At 38.1% G+C, this 14,012-nt stretch carries 21 protein-coding genes and 3 pseudogenes; 1 reads left to right on the forward strand and 23 read right to left on the reverse strand.

The features are described from left to right. Positions 1 to 101: 101 nt before the first annotated feature. The 16 genes and pseudogenes from AC4G47_RS18525 to AC4G47_RS18600 form a co-directional block, all read right to left on the reverse strand. Positions 102 to 518, reverse strand: a complete 417-nt coding sequence (locus AC4G47_RS18525; protein ID WP_491102159.1) for a hypothetical protein — start codon at positions 516 to 518, stop codon at positions 102 to 104. A 25-nt stretch (positions 519 to 543) separates the two neighbouring features. After that, positions 544 to 1,572, reverse strand: a complete 1,029-nt coding sequence (locus AC4G47_RS18530; protein WP_491102160.1) for an alpha/beta fold hydrolase — start codon at positions 1,570 to 1,572, stop codon at positions 544 to 546. 117 nt (positions 1,573 to 1,689) lie between these two features. Next, positions 1,690 to 1,878 carry a hypothetical protein gene (locus AC4G47_RS18535; protein ID WP_491102161.1) on the reverse strand — a complete coding sequence of 63 codons (189 nt, stop codon included), beginning with the start codon at positions 1,876 to 1,878 and terminating at the stop codon, positions 1,690 to 1,692. Then, positions 1,875 to 2,408 (reverse strand): GNAT family N-acetyltransferase, encoded by a 534-nt coding sequence (locus AC4G47_RS18540; protein WP_491102162.1) that lies wholly within the window; start codon positions 2,406 to 2,408, stop codon positions 1,875 to 1,877. The genes AC4G47_RS18535 and AC4G47_RS18540 overlap by 4 nt, the downstream gene beginning before the upstream one ends. Positions 2,409 to 2,443: 35 nt before the next feature. After that, positions 2,444 to 2,947, reverse strand: a complete 504-nt coding sequence (locus AC4G47_RS18545; protein ID WP_491102163.1) for an NUDIX hydrolase — start codon at positions 2,945 to 2,947, stop codon at positions 2,444 to 2,446. Positions 2,948 to 3,263: 316 nt separating this feature from the next. After that, entirely contained in the window at positions 3,264 to 3,698 is a 435-nt protein-coding gene (locus tag AC4G47_RS18550) for a GNAT family N-acetyltransferase (RefSeq protein WP_491106739.1), read from the reverse strand. Between the two features lie 84 nt (positions 3,699 to 3,782). Beyond that, positions 3,783 to 4,319: a P-loop NTPase family protein gene (locus tag AC4G47_RS18555; RefSeq protein WP_491102164.1), complete on the reverse strand. Its 537-nt coding sequence runs from the start codon at positions 4,317 to 4,319 to the stop codon at positions 3,783 to 3,785. A 33-nt stretch (positions 4,320 to 4,352) separates the two neighbouring features. Beyond that, the gene (locus tag AC4G47_RS18560; RefSeq protein ID WP_491102165.1) at positions 4,353 to 4,901 is read right to left on the reverse strand and encodes a GNAT family N-acetyltransferase; all 549 of its coding nucleotides are present in this window, start codon (positions 4,899 to 4,901) and stop codon (positions 4,353 to 4,355) included. Positions 4,902 to 4,903: 2 nt separating this feature from the next. Next, positions 4,904 to 5,404 (reverse strand): GNAT family N-acetyltransferase, encoded by a 501-nt coding sequence (locus tag AC4G47_RS18565; RefSeq protein WP_491102166.1) that lies wholly within the window; start codon positions 5,402 to 5,404, stop codon positions 4,904 to 4,906. 213 nt (positions 5,405 to 5,617) lie between these two features. After that, positions 5,618 to 5,767: pseudogene (locus tag AC4G47_RS18570) on the reverse strand (methyltransferase); the annotation flags it as partial. Positions 5,768 to 5,820: 53 nt separating this feature from the next. Continuing rightward, the gene (locus AC4G47_RS18575; RefSeq protein ID WP_491102167.1) at positions 5,821 to 6,192 is read right to left on the reverse strand and encodes a hypothetical protein; all 372 of its coding nucleotides are present in this window, start codon (positions 6,190 to 6,192) and stop codon (positions 5,821 to 5,823) included. Positions 6,193 to 6,312: 120 nt separating this feature from the next. Further along, entirely contained in the window at positions 6,313 to 6,780 is a 468-nt protein-coding gene (locus tag AC4G47_RS18580) for a DUF2691 family protein (RefSeq protein ID WP_491102168.1), read from the reverse strand. Between the two features lie 84 nt (positions 6,781 to 6,864). Continuing rightward, positions 6,865 to 7,407 carry a GNAT family N-acetyltransferase gene (locus tag AC4G47_RS18585; protein WP_491102169.1) on the reverse strand — a complete coding sequence of 181 codons (543 nt, stop codon included), beginning with the start codon at positions 7,405 to 7,407 and terminating at the stop codon, positions 6,865 to 6,867. A gap of 450 nt (positions 7,408 to 7,857) precedes the next feature. After that, positions 7,858 to 8,388 (reverse strand): AAA family ATPase, encoded by a 531-nt coding sequence (locus AC4G47_RS18590; RefSeq protein WP_491102170.1) that lies wholly within the window; start codon positions 8,386 to 8,388, stop codon positions 7,858 to 7,860. Between the two features lie 188 nt (positions 8,389 to 8,576). Beyond that, the gene (locus tag AC4G47_RS18595) at positions 8,577 to 9,113 is read right to left on the reverse strand and encodes a GNAT family N-acetyltransferase (RefSeq protein WP_491102171.1); all 537 of its coding nucleotides are present in this window, start codon (positions 9,111 to 9,113) and stop codon (positions 8,577 to 8,579) included. A 148-nt stretch (positions 9,114 to 9,261) separates the two neighbouring features. Next, positions 9,262 to 10,098, reverse strand: a complete 837-nt coding sequence (locus tag AC4G47_RS18600) for a phosphotransferase family protein (RefSeq protein WP_491102172.1) — start codon at positions 10,096 to 10,098, stop codon at positions 9,262 to 9,264. A 203-nt stretch (positions 10,099 to 10,301) separates the two neighbouring features. Here AC4G47_RS18600 and AC4G47_RS18605 point away from each other — a divergent pair, with 203 nt between their 5' ends. Further along, positions 10,302 to 10,751 carry a DUF1569 domain-containing protein gene (locus AC4G47_RS18605; protein WP_491102173.1) on the forward strand — a complete coding sequence of 150 codons (450 nt, stop codon included), beginning with the start codon at positions 10,302 to 10,304 and terminating at the stop codon, positions 10,749 to 10,751. 14 nt (positions 10,752 to 10,765) lie between these two features. On the opposite strand, the gene AC4G47_RS18610 is transcribed toward AC4G47_RS18605, so the two are convergent. The 7 genes and pseudogenes from AC4G47_RS18610 to AC4G47_RS18640 form a co-directional block, all read right to left on the reverse strand. Beyond that, positions 10,766 to 11,365, reverse strand: coding sequence for an HAD-IA family hydrolase (locus AC4G47_RS18610; RefSeq protein ID WP_491102174.1), 600 nt, complete (start codon positions 11,363 to 11,365; stop codon positions 10,766 to 10,768). A gap of 66 nt (positions 11,366 to 11,431) precedes the next feature. Further along, entirely contained in the window at positions 11,432 to 11,947 is a 516-nt protein-coding gene (locus AC4G47_RS18615; protein ID WP_491102175.1) for a hypothetical protein, read from the reverse strand. Positions 11,948 to 12,034: 87 nt separating this feature from the next. Continuing rightward, the gene (locus AC4G47_RS18620; protein WP_491102176.1) at positions 12,035 to 12,514 is read right to left on the reverse strand and encodes a DinB family protein; all 480 of its coding nucleotides are present in this window, start codon (positions 12,512 to 12,514) and stop codon (positions 12,035 to 12,037) included. 86 nt (positions 12,515 to 12,600) lie between these two features. After that, positions 12,601 to 12,803, reverse strand: a pseudogene (locus AC4G47_RS18625) (chemotaxis protein); the annotation flags it as partial. Positions 12,804 to 12,857: 54 nt separating this feature from the next. Further along, positions 12,858 to 13,340, reverse strand: coding sequence for a DinB family protein (locus AC4G47_RS18630; RefSeq protein WP_491102177.1), 483 nt, complete (start codon positions 13,338 to 13,340; stop codon positions 12,858 to 12,860). A gap of 81 nt (positions 13,341 to 13,421) precedes the next feature. After that, positions 13,422 to 13,787, reverse strand: coding sequence for a DUF4180 domain-containing protein (locus AC4G47_RS18635; RefSeq protein ID WP_491102178.1), 366 nt, complete (start codon positions 13,785 to 13,787; stop codon positions 13,422 to 13,424). Positions 13,788 to 13,861: 74 nt separating this feature from the next. Further along, a pseudogene (locus AC4G47_RS18640) lies at positions 13,862 to 14,011 on the reverse strand (histidine phosphatase family protein); the annotation flags it as partial. Position 14,012: the final 1 nt, after the last annotated feature.

The following is a 14,012-nucleotide window of genomic DNA, read 5'->3' on the forward strand; positions in this document are numbered from 1 at the left end:
CAAAAGAAATATTCGTCTACCCACAACATAATAACACATTTTTGGAAAATAAAGCACTATCTTTATCCTTATTTTTGACTGTTTATTACAAAAACCTCCATTTAACCATTTAAGTTGATTGCTTGGATTCGCTCTCTATCAAAATCAACAATCATGATGTGAGCTTGCAGGATATTGTCTCCACAAGCAATTGTTGCTCCATAATCCGCTATACTGTTAAATGTGATATCTACACGGTACACTTCAATTTCATTAAACCAATCCTTATGTACCTTTTCATGAAGTTCATTCTCATAATATTCTCGAAATACAGTCTCACAAGTTGAAAACCATTTAACGTAGGACTCTATTTCATTAGCAATCGAATTTAGTTGCATATCTGTGGACACATATATTCGGACGTCGTTTAAATCTTCATCCTGAATGGAATGTTTAAATATCTGCACTGTATTTTGCAGAATGTAGCACCGATAACGCTCATCACTCTCTTCTTCAAGCTCAATGAATTGACCTAACAATAGGATCTGCTCCTCTCAAGGCATCTTAGAATAACTCTTGTAACCAATCAGCGAATTTTTCTTTCTCCTCAAACTGTGGGTAATGCGCCGACTCGTTGAATACAACGAATTCTTTGATCGGTGCATCGAATCCGTCGAAATAATCACGTGCTGCATTCGCAGTGGTCATATAATCATATTTACCCATCACAAAATAGGTAGGAATCTCAAGATGATCAACAATTTCGGGTAAATTTTGATCCAATGCTTCTCTCAGTAAGATTTCTTGTAAACTCAGAACCCCTGTATAAAAGCGAATCATATCCAGCCCATTATATTCGGGATTGAAAAGGAATCCTGAAATATAATCGCTATTTTCATGGATGAGTCTGGCTGCACCACCGTACTTTTGCACAAGAATTCTAGGCGTAAGTTCCTTTCCTTGCTCAATCGAGCCTCGAACTAGCTCCAGTTTCTTAACGTCCTCTGCATTACCGGCTTGTTTCGCTTGTTCTAGCGTGTACTCTAAGCTTTCTAGCTCACTCTGAAGCGTATTTGCCATCTGCCCAATGCCTATATAAGCGTGAAACTGAGTAGGTGCTTTAGCCGCAGCTTTCATCCCGATGTATGTACCAAATGAATGACCGATTAATATAACCTTCTCTTGATTTAACTCCTTAGATACATAATCCCTTAACGCTAACAAATCATCTACTAATACATCTGTCGTCAGATTCGAGTAATCTTCAGAAAAGTGATAGGACTTTCCGCTCCCACGTTGATCATAATGCACAACAGTGAAGTTTTGTTCAAGCTCCTGTTGATACTTCCTAACGTAAGGAATCTCAGAGCATCCAGGCCCACCATGCACAAAAATCAGGATAGGGTTACTCCGGTCAACTCCCCTAATCATGACTTCATGTCCTGCACCGTTAATTTCGACCTGCTCTAACATGCTGATGCTGTTCTCACCTTTAATTTTGGGTGTCCATGTAGGAAATATCAGAGCTACTATAACCATTAAAATCATACTGAATATGCTGCACTTGAGTATCTTCCGTATTTTTTTGCGCATGAAATGCTCCTTAAATAATAAGTTTCATTTGTAATTCTACAACGGTTCCTTCACCGTAATGGATACAGCAATTCAACGGGTTCTTTCATCAGCTCTTCTTGGAAGATGTAATTGTGATCAGCTCCACCAGTATCCTCTATCATTTTTGTCCTCCAGATACCTCAACCAGCTCTGTGGATGAACTTCACCGCAAATAATATCCGGCTTAAACTCATGAATCACATCCTTGTAAAGTGAAAGAGAACAATGATATTGCTCCCTCAGTTCTGGATTATGAATGGTTCCGAGTATACCAACCGTTGTCATGTGCCCAGCTCCTTTATCATATGTATATCTTTAGGCTCTTTGTCATAGAGTTCTTGATCAATCTCTTTTGCAATCTGACTACCCTGGCTTCTGTAAAAGGATACCGCCGATCTCGTCTCTGTGGAGGAAATATACAGATACAGTGCTCCACGTTTCTTAGCCTCTTCACTTAACTGGCTCAGAATATGTTTTCCAATACCTTGTCTTCTGTAGGAGCGCGAGACATACATCAAGTCAATCTGTAATTGATTACATTCTTTCCCTCGGTATTGATGTGCCAGTACTCCAAATCCGATTAATTGATCCCCAGCAAAAGCGCCATATGCCATGCCGCCTTGTTCTAGTTCATAGACATACCGAGTTTGAATCTCTTCCAAAAGCTTTGCATCCCAGTTTGAACACTCATGATCTTGTTCTAGCTCAACCAATCCGTTCTCTCTCATTTCATATATGAGATCAATATGTTCCGAGCGATCTATTTCCTGCAAATGGTTTACATCTTCAATGGTCAAAGTTCTATACGTTATCATGGTCGTTGCTGGTCCTCCTTTCAATCTTGTTCTCTTCAATTAATTTTGACATATCCATTGGAACGGCTATTGTAGCTTATTTTAATTACAGGTAACTCCTTCGAATGATTTACTTCGATGGTGTATTTCTCAAGCTCATGATTCTCAAGTCCATCCCATCTGTCCGAGAAATGGTAAAACATATCTCCGAAGTTCATGCCTTCAGGTAATACATCCACAAGCTTTATTTCATCAATTTCAGACTCCGGTAAGCTCTCCAGCAATTTAACCTCAGCATAAAAGACCATACCAAAACTCCCATTCCATTCATATACTCCATAAGGTGTTAATTCAAAACGCACTGCGCCTGTCTCTTCATAGAGTTCTCGACTCGCAGTGTGTAGAATGGTTTCCCCTATTTCTTTGTTGCCTCCTGGGATCTCCCAACCTCCTCTTTTCCTATTTTTGATGATGATGAATTTATTGTTGTATTTCGCCATCATAACTGCAAATTTGATTAACTCTGGATCAATTTCATCTAGATCAAACCAGTGGCTCATGTTATCTCTCCCATAAACAACTATTCTTTCAATATATAATTTTCAAACCACTGAAGTGGTAGCAAGCTGTCATCGGATATAATCGTTGTAATTACCGCAACCAACCCTCGTTTTTGGTTAACAAATATGTATTGCTCTCTTCCGCCACACTCCATGCTGTTCGTATAAAACCCCAAACTTCAACATATCTTCGATCTTCATTCGCAAACCAAAACCACCGACGTCAATCCCTTGCGTATCCTGATACCAATGGAAATCGTTAATAGATGCTTAATCACCTGTGATTTAAAGCTTCAATAAGGTTATTCCCCCAATATTACAATACTTTCTTCAAAAAATATTGAATGATTCCATCAGGATATTTATCAATTATTCCAAACACGTTATAGCCCATATTTTGATAGAATTCCGGAGATTGATAAGAAAATGTACTCGTGTGTGAAAGCTTGCATCCTGATTCAGAAGCCATGCTTTCTGCTTGCATAATTAAAGATTTTCCATACCCTTTCTTTCTGTGTTCTTCATCTATCCAAAAGTTGTCGATATATAATGTCTCGCAATATGTAGCACAAAAAATCCCACCGACTGCCTCACCTGTCTTATCTCTCAAAAACAAATTAATAGTTTTTCCGGGTTTAGTTAACAACCCATTAGTTTCTTTAAGATTATAGTTATATAAGTTATTACAAACTTTTTTATAGTCTTCTTCATTATCATCAAATACGATTTGTAATTCATCTTCATGATTCATGCTATTCAATGTTTAAGCCTTCTCTCGTGTAACTGGTTGAATTTTTATAACTCCTACTATATCTCCTCTTTCGGTAATCCTTGATTACCCATAACGTTCTTTTTCACTCTCATTCACAACCACTTCCAAATAATGTTCAATTAACTGAATAACTTGTTTTTTATTTTTAGTGATCATTGCTATCTTTCTGTTTTTGTTAATCATATCTATGGCTGCTTCCATATTATATTGATGGTTCCACCTCACAATCATCTTGCATACGTTCTTGAATGACTGCTTGTAATTCCAAGGTCGCAAACCCAATCTGGATAATACAAATCTCTTTATAATTCGATAATCTCTGATGAAAACATTTGGATTTAATACAAAAACCAAATCGGCTTCTTGTATGGATTTTAAAGTCCAATCTTTGTACTGCACTCCTTCTATGATCCAGGCATCTGAACTGACGATAGATTGGATGGAGTCATCCCTGACACGTTCAGGATATCTCAGATTTTCGGCGCTTCTGTCCCATATGAGATTGTCTAATTCATAAGAAGGAATACCATATTTATCAGATAATTCTTTGGCTAATGTTGATTTCCCACTTCCACAAGATCCAATAATTCGAATTCTCATACACTCTCCTGGCGCCCCTGTCGTCTTTGTTCATTAGTCTGTTAGCTTATCTTTCTTCAAAAATGCATAGATGACATTATCAACAAATCGATTTTTCCAATAATAATTTTCTTTCAATATGCCTTCTTCACTGAAGCCAATTTTCTCAAGCAACGTTCTTGATCCCGCGTTTTCTGGCTCCACAAAGGCTTCAATCCTGTTTAATTCAAGGTTCTCAAATCCGTATTCAACGATTTTCTGAGTGACCTCGGTCATGTAACCCTGCCGCCAAAACTCCGGTGCTAACTCATATCCCAACACAGCTTTATGATGTTGTTTCATCCAACCATGAAATCCGCATGTTCCAATAACTCTACCGTCCGACTTCAAAGCAATCCCCCAGCGGAGAACCTGACCATTTTCGAATCGTTCATTCCATCTTTGTATGAGATCTTCTGCTTGTTTAGTATTCGTAAAACTTTCTACATCGTAAAACTTTGTAACTTCATCTGAAGAAAAAATATGAAATATGTCTTGGGAATCACTCTGTCTAATCTCTCTTAGCAGCAATCTTTTAGTTTCTAGTTCAGGAAATAAAGTCATATCTACTTTACCTCCATCGAGTATACAGCTACATTTTTCCCTATGATGTCTACATCCTTCTCGTGTTTCATGCCATTCTTTTGCGCGACTTTCATAGAACCCACATTGCCATGTTGAATTAACGATATCAATCGTCTCTGTTTCAAGTGATCTATGCCGTATTCTTTCCATGCTTTTGCTTGTTCGTATCCGTAACCCATTCCCCAGTATTGCTCGACAACCCAGTAACCAACTTCAAGCTCATCAGCGCCTTCAATGGTTTGAGGAATCAGTCCAGAGGTTCCAATTAACTTGTTATCCTCTTTATTGAATGCGAGGAACAGCCCCTTATTATCTTTATTCCAGTTGATGAACTTTTCCAGACTTTGCATGGTTTCTTCCTTCGTCCAGGGTCCTCCATGTCTTATAAACTTCATCATATTCGGCTCACTTGTCATCTCAAAAAGTAAATCAAAATCATTTTTAGTATATTTCCGAAATATGAGTCTTTCTGTCTCCATCATTCCTTCAGCTCCTTATGCATTCACTTCACTTCAAAATCGTTTGTTCGCGATCAACTGTCGATGTGAAAAACGCCTGCCTAATGTCTTCTCGAAATACTTCTTTATACCGATGTCTTCCAATCTGATCAAAACGCGCTTGAACTCGCTTTACGTGTTCTGTATCTGACTTTATCTTTTTTTCAATCTCTTCGTATTGTCCAAGGGTATCGTATTCCCACATCCACATCCATAGTCGATAATATCTACTGACTTTTCAACCTTCCATACACGTTGAACCAAAAACTCAAGATAATCATCGTTATAGTACAGCCACCGTGTATTCTTCAGATAATCAATTTGGTCATCCCAATAATAATCAGACAAAGTGAAATTCCTCCCTCATACAATGTAATCGTATTCACAAATAAAATTTTCATTCAAAATTGCCGTGCACTGATCGTTAGATCAACTTTATGTCCTGTACTGCTGAAAACATAAACTTTGAAGTCTGTTGTTCTCCCTACAGCCAAATTCACTTTTTTTTGAGTTCCTTTATCAATCGGAACTTCAAGCGGAGTATTATTGCCCACGGTGATTTTCATATAAAGATTGCTCTTACTGGTATTTTCAATCCACAGATGCGCATCTTCACCGTTATCAGGGTCCATTGTAAAGGTCTTTTCATAAGAAGCATAACTACTATGATTGGTAGAATGGATGAGTTGAACGGACGAGGGTGCATTAACTGAATTTGTGGGGAATAATAATGATAAAGCAAGGCCAATTCCTAAGAACATATGTAATGACAATGTATTCCGCTCCTCTATATAGTTACTATAAAACTTAAGCATTCCAATTACTTACATAATTGTACTACGAAAGCATGGGAGGGTCTATCTAACCTTAGCAGTTAATCCCATGCACCTTTATCACCAGACAGACAGTTTAGTCCTCGTATCATTCTCATCCGTTATATATTCGAGAGATTGAAACCTTTGTCTTTTTATGTGATCATATAATCCCTCAATTTTTTCTAGATCTTTACAATAAACCGTGACGTAGATACTATCAATTACGAGAAGAACCATCTGACAGTCACTCATCATATAATCTTCATAGGTGATTACATCTGTTATTTGTGCGCCCTTGGGATATGCCTTTAAATTCGCAAATATTAAATAATACTTGTAGTTATCAATAAGCTTTTGTAATTCCTCTCGATTCATACCAATAATCATTTCTGGAAAAAGACTATCCCCTAACGTATCACCAACAACGAAATATGACTCCTCCTCACGAATAATCCAATCAAAATTAGATACTTCCATTGGTTTTAAAATCTCCCCAAGAAAGCTACCGTAGGTATTTGGAATCTTAAAATGTATGCCTCTGTTCATTTGTTCACCCTTCTTATGCCTAAATATTAGTACAATTATCTTTTGATTTTTGCCTGAATAAAGCTAATGAGATGTCTCCTGAGACTATGACTGCTCATATTCAGTTTTTAAGATACTCATGCAAACACCATCCCAATATTTCCCCATTTTATATATCTTCTTTCTGTATCTTCCTTCTTCTTTAAAGCCACATTTTAAATAACACTTGTAAGCAATCTCATTATACTCGTACACCTCAAGTTCTAATCTATTTAAATTTAGCTCTTCGAAGACAAACTTCTGTAGTACAAGGATTGCTTCACTCCCATAACCTTTACCTAAAAATTCTTTTCTCCCTATTACAACTGCTAAAGATGCAAAGCGGTTTTTCCAATCAATTTTGTACAGATCAATCTGACCTATATAATCTAGCGAATCATTTAATCCGATAATAAAACTTTTATTTGAAGACTTGCCTTCAACCATTGTCCTGAAAAAGGTTTCCGTTTCATAACTCGAATGAGGATACAAAAAATTATCTGATAAAGTCCCTGTAATTTCCGGATCGTTCACCCATTGTTTTATGTACTCCAAATCAGGATCCTGATATTCTCTTAACACAATTCTTTCTCCATAAATACGAGACATCGTTACCCCTCCAACAATCCATCACAATAATTTTTGGAAACTTCCAATATCCAGTTTTCTATCAAATAATGATTATCCCATCATTTGATTATTTTCAAGGATTATATAAGTTTTATAACGCGTATCCTTGTTCATGACAGAGGTTTTAATCTGATCAAGATCTAATTCTTCCGTATGAAACGAAATCGTTGTATTCAATACATAGTAGTTATAAATAGTTCTAATTTCAGGGAGGTGCTGCTCGGTACCTCTTCAAAAGTCACTATCATAAATTACCATCCATCCTCTTCTGTTCATTTTCTTCAACAATACCAGCATCTATCTAAGAAATCCGAACTCACCGCATTTTCTCTAAATCAGGAGGTAGCGAAAATCTCCCTTCTTTATTAGGCTCAACATCATAATGTACAATCATCATCATAAAACCCTCCTATTAAAACCGAATGGTAGTTATTTGAATAGGATCTTCTTCCATATGATATCTATGATTTCACGGGTCTCCAGATGATCGGTAACAATGCGGGTTTGAAATTTATCATCCTTGAAAGCCTCAATACACTTTGGTGCTTGTTGATACTGCCAGCCTCCAAATTCATCTCCACGTTTAGCCAAACGATGATAAATTGTCTCCTCTGTAGCCATTAGACAAAAATGATGAATGTCCTGATCGATCTCTTTCAGCCCGTTATAGATGTAATGAAAGTTTTCTTCTTTATAGATGGTCATGGGGATGATTAAGTGTTTGTTGTATTTCTGCTTTACTTCTTTAGCCGTCTTTACCGTTAGAACTCTCCATAGTTCGATATCTTGGAAATCATCTGTCCGTTCCCTCTCCTCTCTACAATTCTCCGGGAGAAGTTTTCTGAGCATATAACCAATTTCTTCAGGATCATAGATCATACTGTTTGCAATGAAAGGCTGAAGCGCTTCTGCTGCCGAAGTTTTTCCGGAACCAAATGCTCCGTTAATCATAATGATCATTTCATCACTCCCTTTACTAGATCGTATCACCGCACTTTTCCAACTGGTTCATATCTAATTCTCATTCTTTCTAGTAATTTTTATAATCAGTCTATCAATAAGAAATCCTATCCACCAATCTGAATGTTACAAAAGAGCACAACCATGGAATCAAGCTTCTACTCACAAGGTTATGCTCCTTAGGTGCATTAGGTGGCATTTATTCTTTTCCATTCATCTTCTAAAATGCTCATCTCGATTAGATTCCAGAATGTATCTTCATATCTTCTGGCATCGCGAGTAAGTCCTTCTCGCACGAAGCCCGCTTTTTCATAACACCGGATGGCTGAGACATTGAAATCAAAAACGCCCAAACTGATCCGATGCAATTCTTCCTCTTCAAATCCAATTCGAAGTGCCTCATCGATCATTTGCTTCCCATAGCCTTTACCCTGATATGTCTTGCCAACGAGCACCTTACCAATGCGCCCTGAACGATTATATCGATCGATACCGCCGAGAGCAATATGGCCCACAATCTCCTGAGTCAATTCATCCATCACTTTATATATGAACTTATTCGAAGTGTTCTTATCATTCGCACCATGCAAATAATCCGATAGTTGCTCCCTGGAAAGTGGATAATGGAATCCAGGCCCGGCCCACTGGAGCAGAAACGCTTCGTCCCCACTCCATTCAATCAGTTGATCAAAATCTTTTGGTTCAAAATATTGAAATGTAATCATGTATATCTGCCCCTTCCTTTTTATGTTATATCATATACTACTTCTGTTCTCTTGTATCATCATAATTATGAGCTTCATCCAACGCTCTGTTTCTTAAATTCATTTCACGAATGTAGTTTCGAACAACATTCATTGTACTAAACACGTTTTATACAAAACGAGTCTGTAGCGTCCATTCCAACCTCCGTAGCCATTCCGCCTTTACATCTGCATTTGCGTACTTGATTCGATTTAATATATGTATCACTTTGGATGTTGAATAAGCCTTGATTAAATCGCTTGTTATTGGAACATCTGAATGTGGTTTATACGCGTTCAAGAAAACTTCTGTCAGTTCCTTAGCGAAGTGCGGATAATGAAGATTCACAAACCATATGACCCATGCAACATCATACAAGGGATGGCCCCATGCTGCCCATTCCCAATCAATAATGTGCATCGAATCATTTGAGATAATTACATTATGTGGCCCATAATCTCCATGAATTAAGGTTGATTTTCCTGTACCCGATACACTAAGAACATGTTCGACCGATTTCTTCAAATGGTCAGGAACAAGATCGTACTCATCAGCTTTGGGATCAAACAGGTTCATAAGCGGCAGATCCACTTCATAGTTACCCCGCTTAAGAGAATGTACGTCTCTGGCCAGAAATGTTCCAAGTCGCTCAAATATTGTTCTCCGTTGATCTAGGTCCCCTTGTTCTAGAAGCCATTGACCATTAAGCCCAGGAACGTAATCCATGATGACGAATAGTAATTCGTTTTCTTCAAAATAATCATGAACTCGAGGAGTCATTCCAGCACTGTCTAAAAAGGTTAGACAACTAACTTCTGTCCTCGCATCTATATTTTTATTACTATATACTTTTGCAATGACTAATGGATTGGAACCTTCAAGTAAAAGTGTGGTGTTGGTATAGCCGCCTGTAAGTTTAACTATTTTTATATTATTGAATTTTTGTAATAAGATATCGTAAATCACTTGGGCCGTTCCTCCTTTCTATTTTTTTGCCATAACTCGCTGTAAATCACTACTCCTAAAGAACATACAGCAAAGCCTTAGTTTGAAACTTTCATTGGTTAACTGGAGAAACAACAAATCTATCCATTGTTAAATTGATTCAAATTAGTTAAAATACCCATATTATCATGTTCGTTTTCCAAAATGATGATTGGGGTGTTCTTATGAAAAGTATCTTCAATACAACGCATACTGCGGAAATCGTGGAGCGCATTGATCAACTCAATGCAAATTCCAAACCTGAATGGGGAGTCATGCAGGTCGCTCAAATGCTGGCTCACTGCTCAGCATTTCAAGACATTCCCATGGGGAATGCTTTTCCACCTAGAGGATTGCTGGGGAGGCTCGTTGGAAGGTTTGCCAAATCGATGTTTTATAATGAAAAGCCATTACCACACAATATGTCGACCATTCCAACAATTATCATAGAAGACAACAGAGAGTTTGTGGTAGAGAAAGAGAAACTGAAACAAAAGATTGCAACTTTCCAACGTGGTGGTCCAGAAAAATGCTCTTCTCACCCTCATCCTTTTTTCGGAAGATTAACTCCTGAGCAATGGGGTATAGGCATCTATAAACATTTAGATCATCATCTTAAGCAGTTCGGTGTGTAGTTCGTAATTGTGAATTATATTTGTTTTTCATTAATGAACAACCTCGACTCAACTTCATTTATCCAATTACAGTGTTCATCTGCAAGTAATGTCTCCCACCCAAGATTTTTTGCAGATTTCAAATTTTTCTCTTGATCATCTATAAATAAAACCTCTACTCCAACAGGCAAAAAGGAGTCAACCCGTTTGTATATCTCAATATCAGGTTTGCATAAACCCACTTGATTAGAGATGGTTACACTTTTGGTAAATGAGCTTAAACGGCTCAGATTCGGCTCTATCCATTCCTTACAATGATTGCTGAGCAGATGGATATCGGCGGACTCACTCCATCGTTCAAGATATTGAGTAACTGGTAACGGAACTATTGCATTTAATATTATTTCCTTAGCTCTGTTTGTTGAGATTGTAGGATACATTCCCATTAACCATTCCCAAAATTGTTCTTCTTTCATGCTTCCCATCCAAAGCCCTCTTTTAATTCCTTTGAAATGCTCTTTTAATGCATCTGTAGATAGATCATATTCCTGAGCCATATCGTCCCAACATGTAAGTGACATATTGCTTAACAATACACCTGCAATATCTAAAACGATCTGTGGTCTGCCTTTCATTTTATCGACCCCCAAGTTCATCTAATACGACGTAAAACAGGCCTCAAATTACCTAAAAGCATAGCATCATGTGGAAGGAAAGCATGCACACCTGGTCGTATGAATTCCTCCCGACTCTGGCGGCATGCCCACTACACCCATGAACGGCGCCAGAGATACAGTGAAGGATGTTCCGTTTATTTCACAGGTTCCACTCATCGTTTGGCGATCAAGTGTCCAATTCAGCGACAGTTCTTCAACCTCTGTTAGATGTAACTTTGGGTTCTGCCAGTTCGGATATCCGCCGGCGGAAGTAAACCCGTAACTCCCGGGTACGATCTCATTGAAAACAATCTCCAACGTCTGCCCTTGCTTCGCCTCATCGATATAGATCGGACCGATTAATGCATGACCTCCATCTTTTTCACCTTGTCGATCAAAAGGATTCATGCGTTCCGTATAACTCACACCCGTTCCCCAGCCCGCATCCAGCGTCTGAAAACGAATGGAGTCACCAGATTTCACGCTCAAAATGGGAGTTACCTCATTGGTAAATGAACCGATCAGACTTTCTTGAGTTAATTCAATCGTATGAGTACTCACTACAATCCCTCCCTGGTTTGGGATACGTATTATATTCAAATTACGCCACATGCTGCATTCCGTACCGCCCCCTGCCGGCTAAATCATTTACGCTTCAAGGTTGGCAAGATATTTCTTCAACGGTTCCATATGATGCTGGTCATGCCATATAAAATCTTTAAGATATTGGGGAATATAAAATACGTTCCCCTCTGCGTCCAAATACGTCTGATGAAGCTGCTCTTCTGATAACCCTCGAATGTCATTCATAATTTTATGGCGGTATGTGATAGCCTTATTTACAATTTCGGACGTCTCTGTGCGGTTCCCGTACTCAATAGCTTTGCGATTAAACTCTTCAAAATTCATATGTTTCAACGTAACTGTCTGCTTCAGAGCAATCTTCTCAATCGCTTCCTTGTAAAAATATCGATCCCATAACATCATATGGCTGACGATGGATTTTATCGTCCACTTCCCTTCTTCCATGCTTGAATTCCATATCTTCTCTTCGAGATGAGTCAACGTTCTGACAAACAACGCCCATTCTTCAAAAGTTTGAAGCAAATGTTCAATCTCTTTAGTCATGATTGCATTTCCCCCTTCTTTTTTTGAAATGATTCACTGCTCTATATGTTCTCGTCGGTCCGATTCATCCATTCCAAAGCATAATCGACGCCATCGATCAGAACATGCTTCCCGCTATCGGAAAATAACTTTGCCGTGTGATACATCATGATGATGGCTTCACTCAGATACTTCCAGTAATCCGTTTGGAGATGTTTATCTCCGATTTAATACGTTTGCATCGCTTCTACTATGAAGTTTTACCAGAGCTGGTTACACCGTTCAAAAAAATAATTCCGCCTTTTTCCATCGTCATCACTTCCTTTTACAGAGGTTATGTTTAATAAAAGTATCACTGCGGTTGCTACGGATGTTTCATTGATTTTTTGAGCAGCATGATCTGGCCAATATGATAAGCGTTATGAATACATAGATTGGATACAACTCCCCACCATGGCGCGTTGAAATAGGAAGGGATTTCTTGGACCAATTTGTGTTCTTCGTTATCCTCGAGCGCCCTGTTCCAATCACTAAAGACGGTTTCCAGTCTATGTAATGCCTTTTTCCATTCCAAATCATTAATTTTAGACGGATCTACGTGAAATGTATCATCATTATTAGTGGAATCCTGCCCGCAGATCTGTTCGGCATTATATCTCTCGAGCCACTTCTCATTCCAAAAAATAAGATGATTGACGATCGCCCAAATGGAATGCTCCCCCTCATTCTTTACATAAGCGGCCTCAACAGCATTGAGGTCTATTAAAATATCATGAAGCGGAATAAACCAGCTCTTATCGTGGTAGCAGGCGTTTAACTGGTCTTTGAGAATAGCTTTATAACTCATCCCTTTACCTCCCTTTGTTTTAATCGTTCATGATCCGAAATCATTTTAAGAACGCTTTCAGAATATATCGAGTAAATTTGCTTAAGCCTTGCTCAGTTTCTCAATAGCCTGATCTTCATCGGGCAGGAAGAATATATCTTTTCCATTATTGCTTTCATATATAAAATCCTTGAGACTCTTACTTGAATAACCCGAGAAATCACCAATGATTGCAATCTTGGTCTGGTAGTTAATGAACTTTTGAAGGACTTCTCCGGCAAGACGTGTTTTCAAATCAAAGAATTCATCACATACTTCGGACTTGTTTATAATAATACGATTACTATTCGCTTGATAACTGACCGTCGCCAGAAGATCTAAAGCCGACTGAACATCGACGATTAACTTGTCATTACTAGTGACGTAGGCAATCTCTATTCCATTCGCATTGATTGTTCTAATATTCATATGCTTCTTCCTTTCCATATCTCGGTAATTATATAAAAATGTGTCCGGTTGCTATCGTTTCCCTGACAATATCTCTATTCATTCCACAGTCTTATTACGTCTTTTAATTCAAAGTTCTCAAAATGTAATTTATAAATATCTGGTTTCTTTAATTGAACTAAAAAATTCAAACCGTAACTTGAATCAAAATAATTCATCATCAAAGTCATTACAAGTCCATGTGTT

It is taken from the genome of Paenibacillus sp. Negev47, assembly GCF_058313655.1.